21 protein-coding genes are annotated in these 25434 nt (G+C 76.3%); 10 read left to right on the forward strand and 11 right to left on the reverse strand.

The window, feature by feature from the left end:
• Positions 1-98: 98 nt before the first annotated feature.
• The 4 genes from M3185_RS03105 to M3185_RS03120 all read right to left on the reverse strand — a co-directional run bounded on the left by M3185_RS03105 (position 99) and on the right by M3185_RS03120 (position 5950).
• Entirely contained in the window at positions 99-416 is a 318-nt protein-coding gene (locus M3185_RS03105) for a hypothetical protein (RefSeq protein WP_251332210.1), read from the reverse strand.
• A 376-nt stretch (positions 417-792) separates the two neighbouring features.
• Positions 793-3186 carry a GNAT family N-acetyltransferase gene (locus tag M3185_RS03110; RefSeq protein WP_251332211.1) on the reverse strand — a complete coding sequence of 798 codons (2394 nt, stop codon included), beginning with the start codon at positions 3184-3186 and terminating at the stop codon, positions 793-795.
• Complete coding sequence (locus tag M3185_RS03115) at positions 3183-4481, reverse strand: lysine N(6)-hydroxylase/L-ornithine N(5)-oxygenase family protein (protein ID WP_251332212.1); 1299 nt, start codon at positions 4479-4481, stop codon at positions 3183-3185. Before M3185_RS03115 ends, M3185_RS03110 begins: the two co-directional genes overlap by 4 nt.
• Positions 4481-5950, reverse strand: a complete 1470-nt coding sequence (locus M3185_RS03120) for a pyridoxal phosphate-dependent decarboxylase family protein (protein WP_251332213.1) — start codon at positions 5948-5950, stop codon at positions 4481-4483. The genes M3185_RS03115 and M3185_RS03120 overlap by 1 nt, the downstream gene beginning before the upstream one ends.
• A 203-nt stretch (positions 5951-6153) precedes the next feature.
• On the opposite strand from M3185_RS03120, the gene M3185_RS03125 reads away from it, so the two are divergent.
• From M3185_RS03125 to M3185_RS03155, 7 genes are read left to right on the forward strand one after another with little or no spacing between them, the layout of a single operon-like run.
• Positions 6154-7260, forward strand: a complete 1107-nt coding sequence (locus M3185_RS03125; protein ID WP_251332214.1) for an iron-siderophore ABC transporter substrate-binding protein — start codon at positions 6154-6156, stop codon at positions 7258-7260.
• Positions 7261-7273: 13 nt separating this feature from the next.
• A complete protein-coding gene (locus tag M3185_RS03130; RefSeq protein WP_251332215.1) occupies positions 7274-8383 on the forward strand; it encodes a FecCD family ABC transporter permease in 1110 nt (369 codons plus the stop codon).
• Entirely contained in the window at positions 8380-9468 is a 1089-nt protein-coding gene (locus tag M3185_RS03135) for a FecCD family ABC transporter permease (RefSeq protein ID WP_251332216.1), read from the forward strand. Before M3185_RS03130 ends, M3185_RS03135 begins: the two co-directional genes overlap by 4 nt.
• Complete coding sequence (locus tag M3185_RS03140; protein WP_251332217.1) at positions 9465-10322, forward strand: ABC transporter ATP-binding protein; 858 nt, start codon at positions 9465-9467, stop codon at positions 10320-10322. The genes M3185_RS03135 and M3185_RS03140 overlap by 4 nt, the downstream gene beginning before the upstream one ends.
• 10 nt (positions 10323-10332) lie before the next feature.
• Entirely contained in the window at positions 10333-11382 is a 1050-nt protein-coding gene (locus tag M3185_RS03145) for a siderophore-interacting protein (RefSeq protein ID WP_251332218.1), read from the forward strand.
• A gap of 52 nt (positions 11383-11434) precedes the next feature.
• Positions 11435-12148 carry an ABC transporter ATP-binding protein gene (locus M3185_RS03150; RefSeq protein WP_251332219.1) on the forward strand — a complete coding sequence of 238 codons (714 nt, stop codon included), beginning with the start codon at positions 11435-11437 and terminating at the stop codon, positions 12146-12148.
• Positions 12138-13757, forward strand: coding sequence for a hypothetical protein (locus M3185_RS03155; RefSeq protein ID WP_251332220.1), 1620 nt, complete (start codon positions 12138-12140; stop codon positions 13755-13757). The genes M3185_RS03150 and M3185_RS03155 overlap by 11 nt, the downstream gene beginning before the upstream one ends.
• 24 nt (positions 13758-13781) lie before the next feature.
• Here M3185_RS03155 and M3185_RS03160 read toward each other — a convergent pair whose 3' ends face one another.
• Positions 13782-14963, reverse strand: coding sequence for a PQQ-dependent sugar dehydrogenase (locus M3185_RS03160; protein ID WP_251332221.1), 1182 nt, complete (start codon positions 14961-14963; stop codon positions 13782-13784).
• 150 nt (positions 14964-15113) lie between these two features.
• On the opposite strand from M3185_RS03160, the gene M3185_RS03165 reads away from it, so the two are divergent.
• Together M3185_RS03165 and M3185_RS03170 are read left to right on the forward strand one after the other, a co-directional pair.
• Positions 15114-16040, forward strand: coding sequence for a DMT family transporter (locus tag M3185_RS03165; protein WP_251332222.1), 927 nt, complete (start codon positions 15114-15116; stop codon positions 16038-16040).
• 35 nt (positions 16041-16075) lie between these two features.
• Complete coding sequence (locus tag M3185_RS03170) at positions 16076-17350, forward strand: low temperature requirement protein A (protein ID WP_251332223.1); 1275 nt, start codon at positions 16076-16078, stop codon at positions 17348-17350.
• 221 nt (positions 17351-17571) lie between these two features.
• On the opposite strand, the gene M3185_RS03175 is transcribed toward M3185_RS03170, so the two are convergent.
• The 4 genes from M3185_RS03175 to M3185_RS03190 form a co-directional block, all read right to left on the reverse strand.
• Positions 17572-19110 carry an alpha/beta hydrolase gene (locus M3185_RS03175; RefSeq protein ID WP_251332224.1) on the reverse strand — a complete coding sequence of 513 codons (1539 nt, stop codon included), beginning with the start codon at positions 19108-19110 and terminating at the stop codon, positions 17572-17574.
• Between the two features lie 193 nt (positions 19111-19303).
• On the reverse strand, positions 19304-20728 hold the full coding sequence (locus M3185_RS03180; protein WP_251332225.1) for an MFS transporter: 1425 nt from the start codon (positions 20726-20728) through the stop codon (positions 19304-19306).
• A 34-nt stretch (positions 20729-20762) separates the two neighbouring features.
• Positions 20763-21953 carry a low temperature requirement protein A gene (locus tag M3185_RS03185; RefSeq protein WP_251332226.1) on the reverse strand — a complete coding sequence of 397 codons (1191 nt, stop codon included), beginning with the start codon at positions 21951-21953 and terminating at the stop codon, positions 20763-20765.
• Between the two features lie 61 nt (positions 21954-22014).
• Complete coding sequence (locus tag M3185_RS03190; RefSeq protein WP_251332227.1) at positions 22015-22362, reverse strand: UBP-type zinc finger domain-containing protein; 348 nt, start codon at positions 22360-22362, stop codon at positions 22015-22017.
• 163 nt (positions 22363-22525) lie between these two features.
• Between M3185_RS03190 and M3185_RS03195 the strand changes: the two genes are divergently transcribed.
• Positions 22526-23452, forward strand: a complete 927-nt coding sequence (locus tag M3185_RS03195) for a DUF5996 family protein (protein ID WP_251332228.1) — start codon at positions 22526-22528, stop codon at positions 23450-23452.
• 90 nt (positions 23453-23542) lie between these two features.
• On the opposite strand, the gene M3185_RS03200 is transcribed toward M3185_RS03195, so the two are convergent.
• Complete coding sequence (locus tag M3185_RS03200; protein ID WP_251332229.1) at positions 23543-23863, reverse strand: putative quinol monooxygenase; 321 nt, start codon at positions 23861-23863, stop codon at positions 23543-23545.
• A 127-nt stretch (positions 23864-23990) separates the two neighbouring features.
• Positions 23991-25400, reverse strand: a complete 1410-nt coding sequence (ligM, locus tag M3185_RS03205) for a vanillate/3-O-methylgallate O-demethylase (RefSeq protein ID WP_251332230.1) — start codon at positions 25398-25400, stop codon at positions 23991-23993.
• Between the last annotated feature and the right edge of the window lie 34 nt (positions 25401-25434).

A 25434-nucleotide genomic window follows, 5' to 3' on the forward strand; every position in this document is an offset into this window, starting at 1 on the left:
GCGCCGGTCAGCGCCGCCGGGCTGGTCGTGGACCCGCGGGAGCTGGCGGGGGCGCCCGTGTGGGCCAAGCCGCTGAAGTTCTCCCTCTCCGTGCTCGTCTACTCGGTGTCGCTGGCCTGGCTGCTCACCCTGCTCCAGCGGGGCCGGCGGATCGCGTGGTGGGCCGGCACCGCGACCGCCGTCCTGCTCGGCGTCGAGATGGTGATCATCGTCGGCGCCGCGGCCGCGGGCGTGCGCAGCCACTTCAACGTCTCCACCCCGCTCGCGACGACGCTGTGGATCGCGATGGCGGCGTCCATCGCCGGCGCCTGGGTGGCGGCCCTGCTGGTCGCGGCCCTGCTGCTCCGGGCGCCCCTGGGCGACCGGGCGCGCACCCTCGCCGTGCGCGCCGGGCTGCTGATCGCCCTGCTCGGCATGGCGCTCGGGTTCCTCATGACCAGCCCCACTCCCGCGCAGCTCGCGGACTTCCGGGGCGTGGCCGGGGCGCACACGGTGGGGGCGGCCGACGGCGGGCCCGGCCTGCCTCTGGTGGGCTGGAGCACCGTGGCCGGGGACCTGCGCATCCCGCACTTCGTCGGGATGCACGCCCTGCAGGTCCTGCCGCTGGCCGCGCTGCTGCTCGAGCGGGCGGCGCGCCGGGTGCCCGCGCTGCGCCAGGAGGCCGCGCGGGCGGGCCTGCTGTGGGTGGCCTCGGGCTTCTACCTGGGACTGCTGGGCCTGCTCACCGCCCAGGCCCTCGCGGGTCAGCCGCTGCTGCGCCCGAGCGGGGCCGTGCCGGCCTGGTGCTGGTGCTCAGCGGGCGGGCACCGGCGCCGCGACCGGGTTCTCCAGCGTCCCCGCGTACTGCAGGGACGCCGCCTGGTCGGAGAGGTCGACCATCTGCAGGGTGTTGAGCAGCTGCAGCCGGTTGAGGCAGGAGTGGCGGAACCGGGGGGCGAGGAGCGGGTAGCGCTCCGCGGACTCCGGGTCCGCCGCCGCCAGCTCCTGCAGGCATTGCGCGGTCACGGCCCAGAACCGCTCCACCGGCAGGAGGTCCTCGGTGTCCAGGATCCCGGCGAGGTGGCGCAGCACGCCGTCGAAGACGTCGGTGTGCACGGACAGCGCCGCGGTCGCGGGGTCCACGACGTGGCGGATCCGCTCCAGCCGCTGGGGCAGCGGCCGGTCGGCGACGACGGCGGCCTCCTCCCCGATGTCCTTCATGATCACCCGCCGCGGGACGTGCTCGTGCAGCACCAGGACCACGTTCTCCCCGTGCGGCATGAACACGAGGTCGTGCGCCAGCAGGCACCGGGCCACCGGGACCAGGTAGGCGTCCAGGAGCCGGCGCAGCCACTCCTCGGCCGGGAGCCCGGACGCCCGCACGTGCTCGGCCGCGAGGGGGACCCCGCACGCGTCGACGTGCAGGAGGGAGGCCAGCGTCGCCAGCCGCTCCCCCGGGCCGGTGCGGGCCACCGGGCTCTCCCGCCACAGGGCGGCGAGCATCTTGGTGTGGGGTCCCTCCTCCGCGTGCCCGGCCGCCGCGGCGCGGTGGTAGGCGTCCCCGGTGTAGCCGATCGCCGCGACCTCCCGCAGGACGGAGAACCCGGAGGCGGTGAGCACCGGGTCGGAGGCGACGACGTCGGCCACCCAGTCGTTGATCGCCGGGGTGTCCCGCATGTAGCGCGGGGAGAGCCCGCGCAGGAAGCCCATGTTCTGCACGGCCAGGGCGGTCTTCACGTAGTGGCGGTCGGGGCGGGAGGTGTTGAAGAAGGTCCGGACCGACTGCTGGGCCCGGTGCTCGTCGCCCGTCTCGCCCAGCAGCACGAGATCGCGGCGGGCGAGGTCGGGGGCGAAGGTCACGGTGACCCGGTGCTCCCACTGCCAGGGGTGCACCGGCAGGAAGCGGTAGTCGCGCGGGTCCAGCCCGAGCCCGCTCAGCCGGGACCGGAAGCGGTCGACGGTCCCGCGACCGAGCTCCCCGGCGTGGAGCGCGTCCTCGTCGAGGCCGCGCCCGGCGTCGAACCGGCTCAGCCGCCGGCGCGCGGCGAGCCACACGAGGCGCACGGGGCGGGCGGCCTCGGGGGCGTACCGGTCGTGCTCGGTGACCCCGAGGCCGATGCGGCCGTTGTTGGCCACGAACCCGGGGTGGCCCTCGGTCATGGCGCCCTCGACCTCCTGGAAGCCGGCGCCCGCGAGCGCCCGGGAGGGCCGCGTCCGGTGCACGAGCTTGTAGGCCGCGGAGGCGAGGGTGCTCGCGATCTCCTCGAGATAGGTGGCCAGCAGGGACCGGGGGATGCCGAGCTCCGGGGCGAGCTCGGTGACCAGGGCCTGGGCGTCCGGCTCGGCGGCGGCGCCGTCGACGGTGCGGCGCAGCGAGCCCTCGTCGAGGACCCAGTGCTCGAGCGGGTCGCGGCGGGCGCGGAACCGGTAGCGCACGCGGCCGCCGTCGGCGCGGACCTCGAAGACGCCCGCGCCCACGGGATCGGGGTGCAGGAGGCGCTCGTGGGCGAACTCGGCGAGGGCCTTGCAGCACAGGTGGCGGTGGGCGATCCGCATCGGGTGCCGGCCGAGGTGCACGGCCGGCGCGGGGCCGCTCCCGCCCTGCGGCGCGGCGGGCGGGAGCTCGCGGGCGAGCCCGCCCAGCTCGGAGTCCGCGAACTGCTCCTGCGTGCAGGTGCTGAGCAGGGCGGTCTTGCCCGGCAGCCCGAGCCGGGCGTCCACGGTGAACCCGGCACGCTCGTTGAGCCGGTGGACGGCCGCGTTGCGTGCGTCGGGCTCGACGACGACGCGGCGCACGTGCTCCCGCCCGAACAGCCGGCACAGGGTGGCGGCCATGAGGGCGGCGCTCGTGCCGGGCACGGGGGTCCGCGCGGGGGCGAGGAGCAGGTGCATCCCGACGTCGCCCTCGCGGTGGTCGTAGCGGCCGGCGAGCAGGACCGCGGCGGGGTCGTAGGTCTCCACGAGCCCGAGCGGCACGCCGTCGAGGCGGGCGAACCACGCGTCGGCGTGCGGGTCGGCGGCGAGGTCCTCGTAGGCGCGGCGCACCCGGCCGGGGACGGCGTCGAGCATGCCCCAGAACCGGGAGCGGGGGTGGGTGAGCCAGGCGTGCACCAGCTCGACGGTCGGGTCGTCGGGGACCAGGGGCTCGAGGGTGAGGACGCCGCCGGGGGTGGCGAGACGGGCGGGGGGCACGGCGTGGGGGTTCATGCGGTCTCCTGGGGGATGCCGAAGGTCTGGAAGGCGATGGCGGGCTCGATCGGGTAGACCTCCCGTCCCATGACGGCCCGGAGGATGACGCTGTTGCGGTAGGCGCCCATGCCGAGGTCGGGCGCGGTCAGCCCGTGGGTGTGCACCTCGGCGTTCTGCACCCAGATCCGGGAGCGCTCGTGGTCGACCGCGTAGTCGCGCGAGACGTCGTAGCGGCCGGAGGCGTCGCGGGCGATGCGGTCGAGCACGGGATCGAGGAAGGCGGGGATCTCGGCGCGGTAGCCGGTGGCCAGGACCACGGCGCCGGTGGTGTGCCGCCAGGGGCGCTCCAGCTCGTCGTCGTGCAGCTCGAGCGCGAACTCCCGCCCGTCCCAGCGGGCACCGGTGAGGGTCGTGTTCGTGGTGAGCAGCCCCGCGGGGTGCCCGTGCACGGCGCGGCGGTAGAGCAGCTCGTGGATCTCGTCCACCAGCGTCGAGCTGATGCCCTTGTAGAGCGTTGCGTGCTCGCGGTTGAGCCGCTCCCGCCGGGGCAGGTCGAGGCCGTGGAAGTGGTCGACGTACTCGGGCGAGGTCATCTCGAGGGTGAGCTTCGTGTACTCCATGGGGAAGAACCGGGGGGAGCGGGTGATCCAGTCGACCCGGGGCCCGTCCCTCCCGGAGCGCTCGAGCAGGTCGCGGTAGACCTCCGCGGCGGACTGGCCGCTGCCCACCACCGTGACGCTCTGCCGGGCCAGCAGCTCGTCGCGCCGGGGCAGGTAGTCGCCGGCGTGCAGGACGGGCCCGGCGGCGAGGTCCACGCACGCGGGCGGCGCGGGCACCGTGCCGACGCCCAGGACCAGGCGGCGGGTCCGCCACTGCTCCGTCCCGGCGGCGGTCTCGGCGGTGACCACGTAGGCGTCCGCGGCGGGGTCGTGCTCGACGGCGACGACCTCCCGGCCCCAGCGCAGGCTGCGGAGCTGCTCGCTCGCCCACCGGCAGTAGGCGCTGTACTCGGCCCGGAGGGGATTGAAGTCCTCCCGGATGTAGAACGGGTACAGCCGGCCGGTGTGCTTGAGGTAGTTCAGGAACGAGTAGGGGGACGTGGGGTCGGCCATGGTGACGAGGTCGGCGAGGAACGGCACCTGGATCGTGGCGTCCTCGAGCATCAGCCCGGGGTGCCAGGCGAAGCCGTCCCGGGCGTCGAGGAACACGGCGTCGAGGTCCTCGAGCGGGTCGGCGAGGCAGGCCAGCCCGAGGTTGAAGGGGCCGATCCCGATGCCCAGCAGGTCGTGCACGGCTCCGGTCGCGGGGGCCATCAGCGGCTCCCCGCCGCGGCCTCGAGGGTCCGGGGGGCCGCGTCGCGCGCGGCGGCCCGGATCAGCTCGAGCACCCGCTCCACGTCGGCCGCCGTGGTCCCCGGGTTCAGGAACGTGAACTTCAGGCACCGGCGCCCGTCGAGCACGGTCGAGGCGACCAGGGCGCGGCCGGAGTCGAAGAGCGCGGTCCGGACCACCTCGACGATCCGGTCGGCCTCGTCGTCGCCGGTGCCCGGGGGCCGGTGCCGGAACAGGACGGTGGAGAGCACGGGCTCGGCCACGAGCTCCATGTCGGGGGCCTCGTCGACGATCCGCCCCGCCTCCCCGGCGAGGTCCAGCACCCGGTCGAGGGCGCGCCCGATCTCCTCGGCGCCGACGGTGCGCAGGGTCATCCACAGCTTCAGGGCGTCGAAGCGGCGGGTGGTCTGCAGGGACTTGTCCACGAGGTTGGGGCGCACCGCGTGGCGGGGGTTGAGGTACTCGGCGCTCCAGGTGGAGAAGCGCAGGTTGCGCCCCTCCCGCAGCAGCAGGGCGGAGGCGGCCACCGGCTGGAACCAGGACTTGTGGAAGTCCACGGTCACGGAGTCGGCCCGCTCGATGCCCGCCAGCAGGTGCCGGCGCGTCGGGGAGACCAGCAGGCCCCCGCCGTAGGCGGCGTCGACGTGCAGCCAGGTCCCGTGCTGGCGGCACACCTGCGCGACCTCGGGCAGGGGGTCGATCACGCCGAGGTCCGTGGTGCCGGCCGTGGCGACGACGGCCGCGACCTCGTCGCCGGCCGCGGCGAGCTCGTGCAGGGCCCGCTCGAGGGCCACGACGTCCAGCCCGCCGCCGCGGCCGGCCGGCACGGTGACCACCGCGTCGGCGGGCAGGCCCAGCAGGTGCGCGGCCTTCGCCACGCTGAAGTGCGCGTGCTCGCCGGCGACGACGCGCAGGCGGGCCAGCCGCTCCTGGCGGGAGCCCGCGCGGGGGTGCGACAGCCGCTCCTCGCGGGCCGTGAACAGGGCCTGCAGGTTGGACTGGGTGCCGCCGGAGGTGAAGACCCCGTCCGGCTCCCCCGCCGGGAGGAACCCGATCCGCTCCGCCGTCCAGTCCACGAGCCGCTGCTCCACCAGGGTCGCGGTGGTGCTCTGGTCCCACGTCTCGACGGCGGTGTTCACGGCGGCCGTGAGGGCCTCGGCGGCCACCGCCGGGATCGCCACCGGGCAGTTGAGGTGGGCCATGTAGCCGGGGTCGTGGAAGTGCACGGCGTGGTCCAGGTAGAGCCGGCGCGTCTCGTCCACGACGGCGTCGAGGTCCCCGAGCGGGCGGTCGAGGTCGACGGCCGCGACCAGGCCCTCGAGCTGCTCCGGGGTCGCCGCCGAGCGGGGGGCCCGGGTGCCGGCGAGGTGGACGGCCACGGTGTCGACGGCGGTGTGCAGGGCGCGGGCGTACTGCGCCGGGGTGTCGCGGGTGAACAGGAAGTCGCTCATGGGCTCCTCGCAGGGGGTCGGTGGGGCTGCCGTTGCTTAGGCAAGCCTTACCTAACCACATTGCGCCCCGGATTACATCATGCCCGTGTTGCGTATTCCTCCGCTCACACCCTAGGGTGAGGCGTGTCCTCCGGTTAGGCAAGCCTTGCCTGACCTGCCGATCCGCACCGACGGCCCCGCCGTTCCGTTCGAAAGGGTGGCCCGTGGCCCCTGTCCTCCCCCGCGCTCCGCGCCCGCTGCTCCCCGCCCCGTCCTCCGCGCCGGTCCGCGCCCGCCGGGCCGCCCTGGTCCCCGTCGTCCTGGTCGCCGGAGCCCTGGCCCTGACGGGGTGCTCCACCGGCGCCGCGGGCGGGGAGGCCGCGGAGTCCTCCGCCGCGGGCGGGGCCACCGGGGAGTTCCCCCGCACGGTCCAGCACGTCTACGGCGAGACGACCATCGAGGAGGCCCCCGAGCGCGTGGCCACGGTCTCGTGGGTCAACCACGACGTCGCGACCGCCCTCGGCGTGGTGCCGGTCGGGATGCCGAGCACGGACTTCGGCGCCAACGGGAGCGGCTCGACCGACTGGTTCGACGCCGCCCTGGCGGAGTCCGGGGCGGAGGCCCCGCAGACCTACTCCGAGACGGACGGGATCGACTACGAGGCGATCGCCGCCCTGGAGCCGGACGTCATCCTCGGCGCCTACTCCGGGCTGACCCGGGAGGAGTACGACAAGCTCTCCGAGATCGCCCCCGTCGTCGCCTACCCCGAGGACGCCGTCGCCTACGGCACCTCCTGGCAGGACTCCACCGAGCTCATCGGGGAGGCCCTGGGGCGGGAGGAGAAGGCCCAGGAGGTGGTCGCGGACGTCGAGCAGCAGATCGAGGACACCGCCGCGCAGCACCCCGAGCTGGAGGGCACCTCCTTCGTCTACGGCACGATCGACCCCGCCGCCGCCGACCAGATCTACGCGTACACCGAGGTGGACAACCGCCCGAAGCTGCTGGGCGCGCTCGGCATGGTGCACTCGGAGGCCGTCACGAAGGCCGCCGAGGGCAAGGAGGGCGAGTTCGCCATCACCTGGTCCCCCGAGAAGGCCGACGCGCTGACCTCCGACGTGTTCGTCAGCTGGGCCGCCGACGAGGGCGTGCGCGAGGACATCGAGAAGGACCCGCTGCTGAGCCGGATCCCCGCCGTCGCGAACGGCGGCCTGGTGCTGCAGACCGACGCCCAGGAGGTGCTGTCCGTCTCGGCCGCGTCCCCGCTGAGCATCCCGTGGGCGCTCGAGAACGTGGTCCCGGAGATCGCCGAGGCCGCCCGGGCCGCGAAGTAGCACCGGAGCCCCGTTGAGCACCACCGGCACGGCTCCCCGCGCCCCCCTCGCCCCCCGGTCCCCCGGGTCCCCCGGGTCTCCCGGCGCCGCCCCCCGGCGCCGGGGGGCCGCCCTCGCCGTGGCCGTGGTGCTCCTGGCGGCCTCCGCGGCGGCGTCGCTGTTCTGGGGCGCCCGTCCGGTGGACCCGGCCACGGTCCTCGCCGTGCTCGCCGGGCTGCCCTCGGCGCTGCTCGACGGCGGCTGGTCGCAGGTCTCCGCCGGGCTGGGCATCGACGCCGCCGTGGTGCACAGCCGCATCCCCCGCACCCTCACCGCCGTCCTGGCCGGGGCGGCGCTCGCCGTCGCCGGGGCGGGGATGCAGGGCGTCAGCCGCAACCCGCTGGGCGACCCCGGACTGCTGGGGCTCACGGCGGGCGCGGCCGGCGCGGTGGTACTCGGCATCGGCTGGCTCGGCGCCGCCACGACGTGGCAGTTCGCCCTCCTCGCCCTGGCCGGCTCCGCGGTCGCCGCCGCGCTGGTCTTCGGCGTGTCCCGGCTCGGCGGCGGCTCCCCCACCCCGGCGGGCCTGGCCCTGTCCGGGGCCGCCGTCAACGCCGGGTGCACGGCGCTGACCTCCTCCGTGGTCCTGGCGCTGCCGGCCGTGCTGGACCGGTTCCGGTTCTGGAACATCGGCTCGGTGACCCGCGCCGGGCTGGCGGACGTCGCCGTCCTCGCCCCGCTCGTGCTCCTCGGCGTGCTCCTGGTCCTCGGCGGGGCCTCCGGGCTCAACGCCATGGCCCTGGGCGACGAGCTCGCCCACGGCCTGGGGGTGGACCTGGGCCTGCAGCGAGGCCTGGTCTTCACCGGCGTCGTCCTGCTCTCCGGCGCGGCCACCGCGCTCGCCGGGCCGATCGCCTTCGTGGGCCTGCTCGTCCCGCACGCCGTGCGGCGCCTGCTGGGCGGGGACCACCGCTGGATCGTGGTCCTCAGCGCCGTGCTGGGGCCCGTGCTGCTCCTGCTCGCCGACGTCGTGGGCCGGGTGCTCACCCCGCCGCAGGAGATCCACGTGGGCGTCACCACCGTGGTGCTGGGCGTGCCGGTGCTGCTCGTGCTGCTGCGCCGGGGCCGGAGCGTGACCCTGTGAGCGCCGTCGCCGCCCGCCCCGCGGGCACGCCCGGACCGGCCGGGGCCCCCGGAGCGGTGGCCGCCGTCCGGGCGGTCCGCCGCGCCCGGGCCCGGCGCACCCGCCTGGCCCTCGCCCTGCTGGTGCTCGGGCTGCTCGCGGCCCTGGCCGTGCGGGTCCTGCTGGGCCGCTACACCGTGACGGTCCCCGACTTCGTCGCGATCCTGGCCGGGGAGCGGATCCCCGGCGCGAGCTTCATCGTGCTCCAGGAGAAGCTGCCCCGGGCCGTGCTCGGCGCGCTCGCCGGGACCGCCCTCGGCTGCTCCGGTGCCCTGTTCCGCCGGGTGCTGCGCAACCCCCTCGCGAGCCCCGACGTCCTCGGCATCACCTACGGCGCCGCCGCCGGGGCCGTCGCGGGCACGGCCGTGTGGGGGCTGCGGGGCACCGCCGTGTCGTGGGCCGCCCTGGCCGGGGCGCTGCTGGCCGCGGCGCTGATCGCCCTGGCGTCCGTCCGGCTCCGGGGCGGCGCCGGGATCGTGGGCGAGCGGTTCCTGCTCGCCGGCATCGGCACGGCCTCCCTCGCCCAGGCGCTCACTGCTGCGCTGCTGGTGCGGCTGTCCCTGAACTCCGCCCAGGACGCGGCGCTGTGGACGGCCGGATCGCTGGGCGCGGCCGCGTGGGACCGGATCGGGGTGCTCGGCGCGTGCCTGGTCGTGGCGGTGCCCGCCGCCGTCGTCGTCCACCGGGCCCTGGAGCCGGCGGAGCTCGGTCCCGAGCTCGCCGCCGGCCTCGGCGCGCACCCGGCCCGGACCCGGGCGCTGGCCCTGGGACTGGGCACGGTGCTGGCCGCGGCCGCCACCGCGGCGACCGGTCCCCTCGCGTTCGTGGCCCTGATGGCCACCCCGATCGCGACCGCCCTCACCCGCGGGCGCACCTCCGTCGTGGCGTGCGCGCTGGTGGGCGCCGTGGTCGTCGTCGCCGCGGACGCCGTGGGCTCGGACCTGCTCGGGGACGTGCGGCTGCCCGCCGGGATCGTCACCGGGGCGGTCGGGGCGCCCGTGATGCTGTGGCTGCTCGTGCGGCAGCGGAGAGGAGACTCGGCATGACCCCCGCCTTCCACCTGCGGGGCGTGAGCCTCGGCTACGGCTCCCGCCCCGTGGTGCACGAGGTCGACCTCGACATCGCCCACGGCTGCACCACCGTGCTCATCGGCGCCAACGGCTGCGGCAAGTCCACCCTGCTCAAGGGCCTGTCCCGGCAGCTGCGCCCCTCCGCGGGCGTCCTGGAGGCCGGGGGGCGCGCCGTGCGCGACTGGTCCTCCCGCGAGTACGCGCGCTCCGTGAGCCTCCTGCCGCAGTCCCCGGTGGTGCCGGAGGGGCTCACGGTCGCGGAGCTCGTCGAGCGCGGCCGGCACCCGCACCGGAAGTGGTGGGGCGCGCCCTCCCCCGGCGACGACGCCGCGGTGGCCCGGGCCCTGGAGCTCACCGACCTCGCCGCGCTGGCGGGCCGGCCGGTGGAGGAGCTCTCCGGCGGGCAGCGCCAGCGGGCGTGGATCGCCCTGACCCTCGCCCAGGGCGCGCGCACGATGCTGCTGGACGAGCCCACGTCCTTCCTGGACCTCGCCCACCAGGTGGACCTGCTCGACATGCTCCACGGCCTGCGGCACCCGGACGGCACCCGCGCTACCGTCGTCGCCGTCCTGCACGAGCTGAACCTGGCCGCGCGCGTCGCGGACCGGGTCGTGGCGATGGCCGGGGGACGCGTCGTCGCCACCGGCCCGCCCCACGAGGTGCTCACGCCCGAGCTGCTGGCCGCGGTCTTCGGCCTGCACGCGGACGTCACCCACGACCCCGTGGGCGGGCACCCCGTCGTCCTGCCCCGCGGCCGGGTCCGCGAGGGCTCGTCCCCCGCCGTCCCGCCCCCGCCCGTCCCGCTGCCCGTTCCCGCCGCCCGACCCTGAGGACTCCGCCGTGACCGCTCTCCGAAGCGCCGGGACCACCCCGGCCGCCGACCCCGTCCTGTGCGTCGAGGCCGCCGTCACCTCCGTGACGCGGCTGTGCCCGTCGTTCCGCCGCATCACCCTCGCCGGCCCCGAGCTGGCCAGCCTCTCCCCCGCCCTGATCGGGGAGGGCGGCCCGGCCCGGTGCCGCGACGCCTACGTGAAGCTGCTCGTCCCGCCGCCCGGGCGCGCCCCCGAGCGGGCGGACCTGTCCCGCGGCCTGCGGGAGGGCTGGTTCGCCCGGCCCGCCGAGGAGCGCGGGTGGATGCGCACCTACACCGTCCGCGGCGTGCACCGCACGACCTTCTGCGGAGCGGTGGTGCCCGAGCTCGTGCTCGACGTCGTGGTGCACGGCGGGCACGGCCAGGACGGACCGGGCAGCCGGTGGGCCCGCACCGTGGCACCCGGCGAGCGCGTGTACCTGCTGGGCCCGGGCCCGCAGGAGCGGCCGTGGGCGGCGTGGGACCACGGCGGCGCGCGGCGCGTCGTGGCGGTCGGGGACGAGACCGCGGCCCCGGCGCTGATGTCGGTCGCGGAGGAGTTCGCGGACCAGGTCGGGGACAGCGCCCCGGCCACCGGCGGGGCGCGCCCCCGGCTCGACGTCGTGCTCGAGGTCCCCCACGCCGGCGACGTCGAGGTGCACCGGCTGCCCGCCGAGCGGCCCGGCGTGCGCCTGCACGTCCTGCCCCGGGCCGGGCGGGGCCCCGCGGCCGGGCACGGGCACCGGGCCGCGGTGCGGCTGGCGGGCCTGCTCGGGCTGCCGGGGACGGCGGTCGACGACGTGCTGGCCGGGCGCCGCCCGGAGCGCGGGCTCCCGGCCCTGGCCCTCGCCGAGGACCCCACCGAGCCGCGGGCGTGGTCGGTGGCCACGCCGGCGCGCGGTGACGTGCCGTACGTGTTCCTGGCCGGGGAGTCCGGGACGGTCAAGGCGCTGCGCCGGCTGTGCGTGGACGCCGCCGGGATCCCCAAGGACCACGTGTCGTTCATGGGGTACTGGCGGCAGGGGCAGGCCGAGTCCTGAGCCGGCGCGCCGCTGCGCCGTCCCCGGCCCGCCGCTTGGGAGGATGGTGGGCGTGAGCCCCCGTCCTGACGCCGTGCTGTCCGTCCGGGACCTCGCCTGCGGCTACGGCGGCGCCGCGGTGGTCACCGGGCTGAGCTTCGACGTGGCCCCGGGCGAGGCGCTGGTGCTCACCGGGCCGAACGGGGCCGGGAAGTCGACGGTCCTGCGCACGGCCGTGGCGCAGCAGCCGGCCCTCGTCGGCGAGCGGCTCCTCCACGGCGGGCCGGTGGTCGAGACGTCCCTGCCCTACCGCCGCGCCGTGAGCAGCCTCTTCGACGAGGACGCGTTCCTGCCGGGGGTCGCGGTGCGCCAGCACCTGGAGCTGGTCGCCCGCGGCCACGGACTGCGGGAGCCCGGGGCCGCCGTGGCGGACGCCCTGGAGGAGTTCGGCCTCGCCGGGCGCGCCGACGCCTCCCCGTACGACCTCTCCTCGGGGCAGCGGCGGCGCACGCTGCTGGCCGCCGCCCTGCTGCGCCCCTTCGACCTGCTGGTGCTGGACGAGCCGGAGCAGCGCCTCGACGCGACGATGCGGGACCGGCTGGCCCGCCGGCTGGTGGCGGCCCGGGAGGGCGGCGCGGCGCTGCTCGTGGCGGCCCATGACCCGGTCCTGTCCCGGGCGGTCGCCACCGCGACCCTGGAGCTGGCCGCGGAGCCCTCCGCCGGCGCGGCCGGGGACCCGGCCCGGGACGGGCCCGCGCGCGAGCCCGGGCCCGGCCGTGGCCGCTGACCGGCCGGCCGCCGCGGGCCCCGGCGCCGCGGCCCTCCACGGCGCGGACTTCGACGCCGCGCGCTTCGTCCGGGCGGCCCGCGCCGCGGGGCGCGCCCGGGTGCCGCGCTCCGAGCGCTTCGTCGACGCCTACGTCCTGGTCGTGGCGGTGCTGGTCGTGGGCGCCTGGATCTACGGCGGGACGAGCGGTCTGGGCGCGCAGCTCGGCGCGGTGCTGGCCGCGGGCGGGCCGGGCGGGGCCCTGGAGCGTGAGCCGGCGGCGTGGCTGGGCCCCGGCGTTCCGCTGCTCGGCTCGACCGCCCTGCTGGCGCTCGCCTGGGCCGGGCTGGTGCGGACCCTGCTGGTGCTGGGCCCGGTGGGGATCGCCCCGGACCGGGCGTTCTGGCTGTGGCGGCTGCCCCTCGGGGAGGACCGGGAGCCGGCCCGCGCCGTCCGCCGCGCCGCCCTGACCACCGGCGCGGCGTCGGCGGGGGTGGGCGGGGGCGCCGCCGTGGCGGCGTGGTGGGCGGGCGTCCTGTCCGCCGGCGAGGGGAGCGCGGTGCACGCCGCCGCTCTGGCCGGGTGCGCCACGGCCCTGGGCGTGACGGCGGTCGGAGCGGCCGCCCTCCTGCAGGCGGGCACGGCCGGCACCGGGTGCTCCTCCCGGCGCGGGCGCCGGGTCCGGGCAGCGCTCGCGGTGCTCCTCGCGGCCCCGGTGGCGTGGACGCCGGCCGTGGCCACCGCGCCGCCTGCCACCGCACTCGCGCTGGCGGGGCTCGCGGCGGTCGCGGCCGCCGGCGCCGTCGTCGCCGGGGCCCGCGCGGCGCGCTCCCTCACGGGCGACGAGCTGCGCCGGGCCGGCGCCCGGGGGCGGCACCTGGTGAACGCCGTGCGGCTGATGTCGACGGCCGACCTGCGCCACTGCCTGACGGGCACCGACCAGGGCGCGGTGCGCCGCCCGTCCGCGCCGATCCCGCGGTGGGTCCGCGGACCGCGGCGGGTGGTGCTGTTCGCGGCGCTCACCGCGGAGGCCCGCACGGCGTGGCACGGGCGGGCCCTCGTGGACCTGGCCGTCGTGGCGCTGCTGCTCGTGGCGTTCCCCGGGGCGGTGGTTCCGCTCGCGTGGCTGGCGCTGCTCGTGGTGGCCGCGCGCGGGCTCGGCCGGGGGGTCGCCTACGTCGTGGCGGCGCGCGCCGGCAGCGCGGCAGAGCGCCAGCTGCCTCTGGCGGGCGCGGCCGCGGCCCGGGTCCGCCTGGTGGTGCCGTGCGCGGCGAACGCCCTGGTGGTGGGGGCCGCGGCCCTGCTGGCGGGTCTCGCGGCGCAGGCCCCGCCGGGGCCGTGCCTGGCGGCGGGTCTCGTCGCCGGGACCGGGATCGGCGCAGCGGCCGTGCACCGGGTGCTCGGCCCGGAGCCGGACCTCACGCAGCCGCCGATCGACAGCCCGCTCGGGCCCATCCCCCACGCCCAGGTGGCGGCCTACGGGAGGGGCCTGCTGCTCGTGCCCCTGTTCGCGGCCGGGCCCGCCGCCGTCGTGGCCCTGCCGGCGTGGTGGCCGGGGGTCCTCGGCCTGCTCGCACCGGCGGCCCTCGTGGCGGCCGCCCTGGCGGTCGGGGCGGACGAGCGGGCCTGAGCCGGCGGGTCCGCGCTCGGGAGGTCAGCCCCGGGGAGTCACCCGCAGGACCGCGTCATCGTCGCCGTTGGAGGTGGTCACCCACAGCGCGCCCTCGGCGTCGAGGGCCAGCGAGCGCAGCCGGCCGTGGGCGTCCTCGAGCTCGGCCATGCGCGTGGTGCCGGTGATCCGGGTGCCGTCGACCTGGTGGACGCCGACGCCCGTGTTCTTCAGCTCCGCGACGGCCAGCGCACCGTCCCACGCCCCCCACTGCTCGCCCTCGAGGAACACGGCCCCGCTGGTGGCCGCGGTGGGGCGCCCGGAGGACCACACCGCCTCGACGGCGTCCGGGAACTTCTCCCGGTCGGTCATCGGCACCGATTCGTCGTAGCCGGGCACCGGGTCCCACCCGTAGTTGCCGCCGGGCTCGAGCACGTTGATCTCGTCGTCGACGTCGGGGCCGTGCTCCACCGACCACAGCGCACCGGTGCCGGGCTGCACCGCGAGGCCCTGCACGTTGCGGTGCCCCAGGGTGTACACCAGCGCGCCGCCCCCCTCCCGGTCGGCGAAGGGGTTGTCCCGCGGGACCGTGCCGTCGGGGTGCACCCGCAGCGTCTTGCCGCCCAGCGACTGCGGGTCCTGGGGGTGCTCGCCCACGGCCGCGTCACCGGTGCCGACGTGCAGGGCGCCGTCCGGGGCGAAGCGCAGCCGGCAGCCGCTGTGCCGGCCCGAGCTGATCGGCAGGCCGTCGACGACCGTGCCGGTGCGCTCGGCACCGGCCGCATCGTCGGAGAGGCGCCACCGCGTGACCCGCACGTCCTGCGGCTGCCCGCCGTCCTGCGTCGCGTGGCACAGGAACAGCTCCCGGGTGCGCGCGAAGTCCGGGGACACCGCCAGGCCCATCAGCCCGGCCTCGCTGCCGACGAACAGGTCGCCCAGATCGGCCTCGACCTCGCGGGTGCCCCGGTCGTCGTGGGCGAACAGGCGCCCGCCGCGCTCGGTGATCAGCGCGGTGCCCTCCGGGGTGAGGGCCACGTCCCACGCGACGTCCAGGCCGTCGAGGACCACCTCGACGTCCAGGGCGGGCCCGTCCGTGGCGGAGCCCGGCGCCCCCGCCGCGGAGGCGCCCCCGGTGGCGGGTGGGGACGGCGCGTCCGCGGCGCAGCCGGACAGCAGCACGGCGGCGGCGGCGGCGACCACGATCAGCGGACAGGCGCGGTCCTTCATGCGGGCAATCTATCCCGGATCGCCCACGGGCACACCCGCCCCGGCGTACTGTGGCGTCACGGTGCGGCGGGCAGCACATCGACCGGCACACCGACCAGGAACACCGAAGAGGAACACCGGGCGGGAACACCGGGCGGAACGGGGGCGGGCATGGACCAGGACCGGGCCGGGCACGCCCGGCTGATCCTGCTGGGGGCCGTGGCGCCGGTGGTGTGGGGCACGACCTACGCGGTCACCACCGAGCTGCTGCCCCCGGGCCGGCCGATGACCGCGGCGCTGCTGCGGGCCCTGCCGGCCGGGCTGCTGCTGCTCGCCCTCACCCGGCAGCTGCCCCCGGCGCCCTGGTGGGGCCGGCTGGCGCTGCTGGGCCTGCTCAACTTCGGCGCGTTCTTCCCCCTGCTGTTCCTCAGCGCCTACCGCCTGCCCGGGGGCCCGGCCGCCGTCGTGGGCTCCGCCCAGCCGCTGGTCGCCGCGGCGCTGCTGTTCGTGCTCTTCCGCCAGGGCACGCCCCTCCGCCGGCTGCTGTGGGCGCTGGCCGCCGTGGCCGGGGTCGCCGTGGCTGTCCTCGGGGGCACCGTCGCCCTGGACGCCGTGGGCCTGGCGGCCGCCGTCGCCGGCACCACGACGATGGCCGCCGGGGTGGTGCTGACCCGCCGCTGGGGCCTGCCGGAGGGCATGAGCGGGCTGACCGCGACCGGGTGGCAGCTGGTCCTCGGCGGCCTGATGATCGCCCCGCTGGTGCCGCTGCTGGACACGGGCCCGTTCGTCCTCGACGCGGGGGCGGTGGCCGGCTACGCCTGGCTGGCCCTGCCCGGGGGCGCGATCTCCTACGCCGTGTGGTTCCACGCCGGCCGGCGGCTGCCTCCCACGAGCCTGACCCTGCTGCTGCCGCTCACCCCGGTCACGGCGGCCCTGCTGGGCTGGGCGCTGCTGGGCGAGGCGCTCACCGGGGTCCAGGCCGCGGGGTTCGGCCTCGCCCTCGTCGCCGCGCTGGGCGGGCAGCTGCCCGCCCCGTCCCGCGTCCGCCGCCGGGGAGGCGTCCGGGGCGCTCCTGACCGGGAGCGGGATCGGCGCTAGGATCTCGGCACGGGACCACGACGATCGGACACGTCATGGCGAGAGCTGCGATCATGTGGGTCCGGCCCACGGAGTCCACCCACCGGGTCACGACCCTCGAGCTGTTCTTCGACCTGGTCTTCGTCTTCGCCTTCACCCAGGTCACCCGGCAGATGACGGACGACCCCACGGTGGTGGGAGCGGCGCGCGGACTGGTGCTGATGGCGCTGCTGTGGGGGGCCTGGAGCGCCTACGCCTGGCTCGGCAACCAGGCTCGGGCCGACGAGGGAGTGGTCCGCGTCGCCTTCGTCGGGGCCATGTTCGCGATGTTCGTGGCGGCCCTGACCATCCCGGAGTCCTTCGCCGACCTGCCCGGCGGGCTGTACGCCCCCCTGGTGTTCGCCGTCTGCTACACGGCGGTGCGCCTGGGGCACCTGGTGTGCCACTTCGTGGCGGCGGGCGGCGACGCCGGGGAGCGGCGTCAGCTGCTCCTGACCGGGGCCCCCATCACCGTGGCCTGCGCCCCGCTCGTCGTGGGCGGCGCCCTGGGGCCGCCCCGGCAGACGGTGCTGTGGACCCTGGCCGTGGTCGTGAGCTACGGCGGGGTCTGGTTCTCCGGCACCGCGGGCTGGCGGTTGCCCAGCCCGGGGCACTTCGCCGACCGGCACGGGCTGATCCTCATCGTGGCCCTGGGCGAGTCCCTGATCGCCATCGGGACGGGTGTCGCGACGCAGCCGATCTCGGTCCCCGTGGTCGTCGGCTCGGTGCTGGGGTTCAGCGTGGCCGTGAGCCTGTGGTGGCTGTACTTCGACGTCGTCGCCCACGTGGCCGAGGGCGTGCTCCACCGGGTCCCGGAGGCCGAGCGGGCCGCCCTGGCGCGGACCTCCTACTCCTACCTGCACTTCCTCATCGTCGTGCCCGTCATCTTCATCGCCGTGGGCCTGGAGAAGGTCCTGGAGCACGCCTCCGACGCGACCGCCCACGAGCTGGCGGAGCCGCTGACCGGCGTGCCGCTGGTCTGCCTCTACGCCGGCGTGGCGGTGCACCTGCTCGGGCACATCGCGTTCCGCCGCCGCGAGGTTGGCGCCTGGAACGCCGAGCGCGGCGTCGCCGCCGTCCTCCTGCTCCTGCTCCTGCCCGTGGCGTGGCGGCTGCCCGCCCTGGCGTCACTGGGCGTCGTGGCGGCCCTGCTGGCGGCGCTGGTGAGCTACGAGCTGCTGCACTTCTGGCAGTTCCGCGACCGGGTCCGCCACTCCCCCGACCCCCTGGCCGACATCGCCCAGCTGATCTGCGGGCCCGGCGCGGACCTCGGGCGGCGGCACCGGCGCTGAGGTGCGCCCGGGTCACGGTCCGTCATCTCCGCTCCCGCGCCGCAGGCCCGCCTGCGGGACGGGAAATCGAGGGGTGAACCGTGACCCACCCCTCAGTAGGATGAGGCGGAGCCATCAGAACTTCCCGAGATCCTGGTGGCCGGGCCGGTGCGGGGGACCTCTCCTCGTGCCGGCCGCTCTCTGGGCGCCGCGTGCGGATCCCGGAGCGGCCGCCTTCTTCCTCAGCACACCGCCCCCTCCGCCGGCAGGGTGCCCCGGAGCAGGAACTCGTCGACCGTGGCGTCGATGCACTCGTTGGCCCGCAGGTACGACCCGTGCCCCTCGCCGACCCGCGTGAGCAGCCGGGCCGTCTCCAGCTGGTCGGCCAGGGCCTCCGCCCAGGCGTAGGGCGTGGCGGTGTCGCCCGTGCCCCCGATCACCAGGATGGGTGCGGCGCCCTGCGCCTGGACCGGCTCCCGGGGTGGCACGGGCTCGTCGACCAGCGCACCGCAGAAGACCTCCCCGTGGCTGAAGTAGTCGCCGAACGTCGGTGACACCTCCTGCAGCCGGGCGTCCGCGGCGGCCATGGCCGCAGGGTCGGTGTTCGCCGGGGTGTCCAGACAGTCGATCGCCCTGTGGGCCTCCCTGGAGTTGGAGATGTACTTCCCGCCGGGCCCCCGTCCGTACGCGAGATCGGCGAGGGCCATCAGCCCCGTGCCGTCGCCCCGCTCCAGGGCCGGGACCAGGGCCGAGGTCAGCCGCCACCAGGCGCGCTCCTCGTACAGGGGCAGGATGATCGCGGAGACCGCGTCGTCGACGGTGAGCGGGCGCCCGTCGGCCGTGGGCAGCGGCTCCGCCGCGATGCCGTCGATGAGGGCCCCGATCTGGGCGACGGCCTCGTCCACCGTGCCCTCGAGCGGGCACCCGTCCTGGGGCAGGCACGAGGCGGCGTACACCCGGATGGCGCGTTCGAAGCCGCCGGCCTGGTCGATGCTCTCCTGCGCGTAGTCCAGGGTCGGGTCGACCGCCGCGTCCAGCACGAACCGGCCGGTGTTCTCCGGGAACAGGTCGGCGTAGACGGCGCCGAGCTCGGTGCCGTAGGAGTACCCCAGGTAGTCCAGGTCCTCGTCCCCCAGGACGGCGCGCAGCACGTCCAGGTCCCGGGCCGCGCTGAGCGTGTCGACCTCGCCGAGCAGCGCCCCGGTGCCGGCCCGGCAGCCTGCGGCGAACTGCTCGGCCAGCGTGGTGAGCGCGGCGAGCCCCGCCGCGGTGTCCGGGTCGATCGGGGTGGCCCGCATCGCGTCCATGGTGGCGTCGTCCACGCACTCCACGGCCGTGGAGGCGCCCACCCCGCGCGGGTCGAACCCCACCACGTCGTACGCCGCGAGCACCGCGGGGTCGAGGCCTTGGGCCCAGGGCTCCACGGACGCCGTCCCGGAACCGCCCGGACCGCCGAAGTTGACGAGCAGCGGCTCCTGAGGCGCTGCCGCCGCGGGGCCGGCCACCCGCTTGAGGGCGAGGGTGATCTCCGCACCGGCCGGGGCGTCGTAGTCGAGCGGGACCCGCATCAGGGCGCACTCGGCCGCCGCACCGCACGGCGTCCACGCGAGCGTCTGGGCGTAAAACTCCTCGAGCCCGGCGGGGACCGGCGGAGCGGTCTCCACCGCCGTCGACGCAGCCGCTGGGCCCGCGGCGAGGAGGGCGGCCAGCGCGAGGGCGCCGGCCGTCCGGCGCCCTCGGCGCCGAGGCTCGGAGGTGGAGGCACTGTCGGAGAGGTGCATGACCCACTGCTTTCGGTCGGCGGGACCGGGATCCGGTGGAGCGCGTGCCCGCGGCACGCGCGGCGAGGCCGGTGCTCCACCGGCCTCGCGGGCGGCCCGGCGGCACGGCGTCCCGGCATGCCGCCGCCCCGGCCGCCCGCGACGAACTGCCGCTGACAAGGGGCTTCAGGGTAGGAGGAGCCCGGCGGACGGGTCAAGGGCGTTGCGCCGGGCGGCGGACCACCACCGCGGACAGTGCTCCGCCCGCCACCAGCAGGGCGGCGCAGGCCCCCATCACCGTGGCGTAGCCGTCGCGCACGCGCTCGGGGTCGGTCAGCCCTGTGCCGCCCAGCCCGCCGACGAGCGGGACGGCCGCGACGGCGAGCAGGCTCCCCGTCCTCGCCACGGCGTTGTTGGCCCCGCTGGCCAGGCCCGCCTGCTCCACGGGCACCGCCGAGAGGGCGGCCGCGGTCAGGGGCGTCACGAGCAGGGTCAGGCCGGCGCCGAACACGGCGGCGGGCAGCAGGACGTCCAGGAGGTAGTCGGAGCCGGGACCTGCCCGGCTCAGGAGGGCCACCCCGAGCCCCGCCACCAGGGGCCCGGCCGTCATCGGCAGGCGGGGGCCCACCCGGCTCGTCAGCACCCCTACGGACGGGGAGAACACCAGCATCAGCACGGTGACCGGCAGCAGCGAGAGGGCCGCGGCCAGCGGGGAGAACCCCGCCCCGACCTGCAGGCCCACCACGACGACGAAGAACACCGCCCCCAGCGCGGCGTAGAGCACCAGGGTCACGGCGTTCACGGCGAGGAAGGGCCCCGCCACGAGCACGGCGGGCGGCACCAGCGGCGAGACCGCGCGGCGTTCCCGCACCGGGAAGGCCGCCAGCAGGAGCGCCCCCGCGGCGAGCGCGGCGCCCGCGGCGGGCCAGCCCACCCCGCCGCCCCAGGCCGTCAGCCCGTAGCTGAGCGCGCCCAGTCCTCCCACCAGCAGCGCGGCACCGGGCACGTCCAGCTGGGGGCAGGCCGCCGGGTTGCTCGACTCCGGCACGTGCCGGCGGGTGATCACCACGACCGCCACGGCGACCGGGACGTTGACGAGGAACACCCACCGCCAGGACGCGGCCTGGACCAGCCACCCGCCCGCGAACGGCCCGATCGCCGACGCCACCCCGGTGAGCCCCGACCAGGCGCCGATCGCCCGGGCCCGGTCCTGCGGGCCGAAGGACGTCTGCAGGATCGCGAGGCTCGTGGCGGTCAGGAGGGCCGCGCCGACGCCCTGCACCGCCCGCGCCAGGACGAGCACGGCCGCCCCGCCGGCCAGGCCGCACGCCGCGGAGGCCGCGGCGAAGACCACCACCCCCAGGAGGAAGATCCGCCTGCGCCCGTACCGGTCCCCGAGGGACCCGCCGAGCAGCACGAGGGCGGCCAGGGCCAGGGTGTACGCGTTCACGACCCACGTCAGCGCAACCGACCCCGCCGCGAGGTCCGCGCCCACGGCGGGCAGGGCGACGCTGACGACGGTCCCGTCGATGAACGTCAGCGCCGAGCCGAGGACCGTGGCGGCGAGCACCCACCACGCCCGCCGCTGCCCCCAGGCCAGCGGCTCCGGTGGCGGTCCGGCCGTCCGGGGGAAGGTCACGGCGGTGCTCCCGGCGCGGGCGAGCGGGCCGGGGTCATCGCCGGGCGGCCATCGGCCGGGAGTCCCGGCGGACCCCCGCGGCGCCGACCGTGAGCAGCAGCGCGGCCAGGCCGATGGCGGCCGCCGGGCGGTCCGCGCCGAAGCCGCCGAGCCCCAGCAGGCCGAGCAGCACCGCGAGCGCCGCCAGCAGCGCGAAGGAGCCGCGGGCCGAGGCGTGCAGCGCCGCGATCGCACCGCAGAAGAGGGCGGTGCCCAGCAGCAGCGCGCGCACCGCGGCCGCGCCGTCCGCGCCGTGGCCGCCCACGGTGGCCACCGCCTGCTCCACGCCCGCGGCGGCAACCACGATCCCGGCGACCAGGGGGAAGTGCAGATAGGTGTAGGCGCCGACGGCCACGCGGACCCGGGCGACGCCCTTCACCCCCGCCAGGCAGCGCTCAAGCTCGTCCGCGTCGAGGCGGAAGTACGTCCACCACATGGCCGTGGACAGCAGGACGCCGAGGACCGCGGTGCCCAGCAGCCGGACGTCGGTCACCGACGCCGAGACGGCACCGACCCCGATGGAGAACACCGACTCCCCGAGGGCGAGGATGACCACGAGGGCGAAGCGCTCCGCGAAGTGCCCGCTGCTGCGCAGCCGCCACCCCTGCAGCCGCCGGGCGAGCCACCACGTCAGGAGACCGTCCAGCGCCACCGCCCCGGTCCACCACCAGACGCGCTCCCCGGCCGGGACGGCCGCCCCCACCGCGAGGAGGACGACGCTGGCCGCGGCGCCGACGGAGGTGTCCAGCACCTGCCGGCGCAGCGCGGCGTCCCGGTCCAGGAGGGCCGCCAGGACGTACAGGGCGGCGTGGACCGCGCGCACGACGGCGTAGGCCGCCACGAGCACGGCCGCGGCACCGCCGCCGGGGTCGGCCCAGACCTCCCGGAGGCTCAGGCCGATCACGAACACGGCCGTCATCGCGACGACCATGCCGACCAGCATGACCCCGGCGTCGGCACGCAGGTGGTTGCCGAGCCAGGCGTAGCCGACCCACGTCAGCCACAGCAGGCCCAGGACCACGAGGCCCTGGACGGCCCCGAGCACGGTGTGCTCGTGGGCGATCCACGTGGTCACCTGGGTGAACGCGAAGACGTAGACCAGGTCGAAGAACAGCTCCCACGTCGTGACCCGGTGCGCGGCGGAGTTCGCCCCGGGGCGCCACCAGCCGCGGGCATGGCTCGGCATCAGAGGCTCGCGACGCGCAGGGCGGCGCCCGGCGCGGCTGGTTCATGACGCGTCCGTGACGTCATCGGTGGATGAGCTGCTGCCAGTCCGGGGGAACGGCTCCCCGGGGTCCGGGGACGGGCTGGTCCTCCGGGCGGTGCTGCGGCGGGGCGAGCTCGGGGCCCTCCACCATCCGCCGGGTGCGGAAGTCCCAGTACCAGGACTCGCCCGGCTCGAAGCTGCGCGCGTAGCGGTGGCCGGTCTGCCGGTGGTGGGCCGTGGCGTGCTGCGCGGGCGAGGTGTCGCAGCAGCCGATGTGCCCGCACCGGGCGCAGCGGCGCAGGTGCACCCACCACCCCCCGCCGGCCAGGCACTCCGCGCACCCGGTGCCGCTCGGGGGAACCCCCACGTCGATTCCGTCCATGTCCATGCTGCTCACCTCGCACAGGTCCGTTCGCCGCGCCGCGGCGCCGGCAGGGGGCCCGCGCCGGGCCCGCGATCGCTGCCGCCACCACTGTCGCACTTCGGCGGCTCCTGGCCCACCCCTGGACGCGGCGCCGGGGCCTCCGCACACTGAAGGGCAGGAGGCACCGATGACCCGCTCCGCTCTGCCCGCGATCCCGTACGGGTCCTGGCGCGACACCCTGGACACCGTCCACCGGTTCGCCCAGGTGGTCGGCAAGGTCCGGCTGGCGGCCGCCCCGCGCCGCAACCACTGGTGGAACGTCCCGTTCCACCTCACCGGCCGGGGCATCACCACGCGGCCCATGGGGCGCGACCCGATCTTCGCGGTCGACTTCGACTTCCTCGACCACCGTCTCGACGTCAGCACCGTCACCGGCCTCCGGCACTCCTTCGCCCTGCCCGGCCTGTCCGTCGCCGACTTCCACGCCCGGCTGACGGACGGCCTGGAGGCGGTCGGCGTGGCCGTGGACGTCGCCCGGCCGCACCCCTTCGGCCTGCCCGACGCCGCGCGGCCGTTCGCCGCCGACACCGAGCACCGCGCCTACGACCCCGCCGCGGTCACCCGCTACTGGCGGGTGCTCAGCGAGGTGAACCTGCTGCTCGAGGAGTTCGCCGCCGGCTGGTCCGGCAAGACCAGCCCGGTCCACCACTTCTGGCACACCTTCGACATCGCCGTCACCCGCTTCGCCGACACCCCCGTCGACCACCCGCCGAGCACGGACCCGGTCACCCGCGAGGCCTACTCCCGCGCGGTCGTCAGTTCCGGGTTCTGGTTCGGGGACGACGCGTTCCCCGAACCGGCCTTCTACTCCTACACGTTCCCCGAGCCCGACGAGCTGGCCGACGAGCCCCTCCGGCCGGACGGGGCCGCGTGGGTCGCGCGCGGCGCGAGCCACCTCGCCGTGCTGCGCTACGACGACGTCCGCGCGCGGGAGGACCCGCGCGCTGCGGTCCTCGACTTCTACGAGAGCGCCTTCCGGGCCGGGGCCCGCCGCGCCGGGTGGGACCTCGACCGGCACGCCTCCCCCGGCGGGGTCACCGACCCGCGGGGCTGAGCGGGGCCCGCTGCTCCCCACGCGCCGGGGGCCCTCCGTGCGAGCCCCCGCCCCGGGAGGGGCGGGGGCTCGCACGGACGGACGCGGGCGTCAGTCGATGACCAGCTCGCCCATCCGGTTCCAGTCCTGGGCCGTGATCTGCTCGCTGATGATCTGCGGCGTCTCCACGAGAGCGGGCCGCATGCTCTCCAGCCCCTTCGCGAAGTGCTCGCTGTTGACGTGCGCCGCCGCGGCGTCGTCCCGGAACGCCTCCACGAGCACGTACTCGTTCGGGTCCTCGACGCTGCGCGACCAGTCGAACCAGAGGTTGCCCGGCTCGTTGCGGGTGGCCTCCGTGAAGTCCCGGGTGAGCTCCGTCCACCGGTCGGCGTACTCCGGCTTCACCTTGTACTTGACGACGATGAAGATCATGCCTGCTCCCTTCTCCGCGGCATCCCTGCCATGTTCGTGCGGCACTTCCGTGACGGGCCCGCCGGTGCGGGCCACCGCGGACAGTCTGATGGTTCGGGGCGGAGGACGGCCACGCCGGGCGGTCCGGTCAGCTCTGGGCGTAGGCGGTGCGCCAGCCGCCGTGGTACTCCTTCCGCGCCACCTCGGAGTACGGCACCGGGCTGACCACGGCGCGCACCTCGAGCTGATCGTGCGGCTCGACCGTCGTCTTGCGGGTGCCGCCGCCGGGCTCACCCCAGACCACCTTGAGCTCGGTGCCCTCCGGCACGTTCGCGTCGACGGTGGCCAGGGACAGGGCCCTGCGCTCGTTGGAGCTGTAGCCGGTGAACATCGACAGCCCCACGGTGCGCCCGTCGGCGTCCACCACGGCGTCGTAGTTCGAGGAGCCGTAGTTGGCCAGGGGCAGGTCGAAGTACTTGTAGTTCGGGCCCTCGGTGTCGAAGAGGGACGCGAAGATCTTTGCCATGTCCTCGGCGTTCCAGGCCAGGGTGGCCTTACGGCGCTGGGCCGAGGGGTCCATCGCCTCCAGGGCGTCGCGGCCGATGAAGTCGTGGTCGAACTTCACGAACGACCCGTAGCCCAGCTCCCACGGCGTGAGGTAGTAGTCCTCGATGTCCTCGGAGACGAAGCTGCCCGCGAGCGCGTTCGTCGCCTCGTAGCTGTCGGCGCCGAGCCACCGCCGGTAGGCGGCCGTCCCGTCGCCGGTGTAGACCGCCGGGAGCGGGGACGGGATCCAGCCGGACTCCAGGGTGTTGGAGGGATAGGCGCGGGCGCCCACGGGCACGATGCCGAACTCGGCGCCGGCTTCGAGGATCGTGGCCCGGACCTGCTCGTAGGACTCGTAGGGGCCCCAGATCTCGAGCCCCGGGGCGCCGGCCATGCCGTGGCGCAGGGTGCGCACCTGGGCGCCCGCGACGTTCATGACGTCCATGGTGAAGAACTTCAGCTGCTCGAGCGGTCCGCCGTGGAGCTTCTCGATGATCTGCCAGGCGCGGGGCCCCTGGATCTGGAAGCGCCAGTACTTGCGCACCACCGGCTTGCCCATGGGCCGGGACGGGGAGCGGCGGTCGACCTCGATGTCGACGTCGTAGCCGCCGGTCTCGCCGTGGAAGAGCAGCCAGTTGGCGGCCGGGGCGCGGCCGACGTAGACGTACTCGTCCTCCTCCTGGCGGAAGAGGATGCCGTCGCCGATGACGTGGCCCGCCGGGGTGGTGGGGACGTACTGCTTGGCCTTGTTCACGGGGAACGTCGCGGTGCTGTTGACCGCGGTGTCCGAGATCAGCTTCAGCGCGTCCCTGCCCCGGATGAACAGGTTGTCCATGTGGTGGGTCTGGTCGAAGAGCACGGCGGTCTCCCGCCAGGCCCGCTGCTCGTTGCGCCAGTTGTGGAACTCCGGTGCCACGACGGGATAGACGTACGCCCCGATCTGCGAGTTGCGCAGCAGCTCGACGGTGCTGCCGGAGGCGTCGAGGACGTCCTGGAGAGTGCTGGGTGCCACGGTGTACCTCTTTCCTGGTGGTGGGAACGGTCTG

The sequence above is a fragment of the Kocuria rosea genome, assembly GCF_023715525.1.
In the GTDB taxonomy this organism is placed as follows: Bacteria; Actinomycetota; Actinomycetes; order Actinomycetales; family Micrococcaceae; genus Kocuria; species Kocuria rosea_A.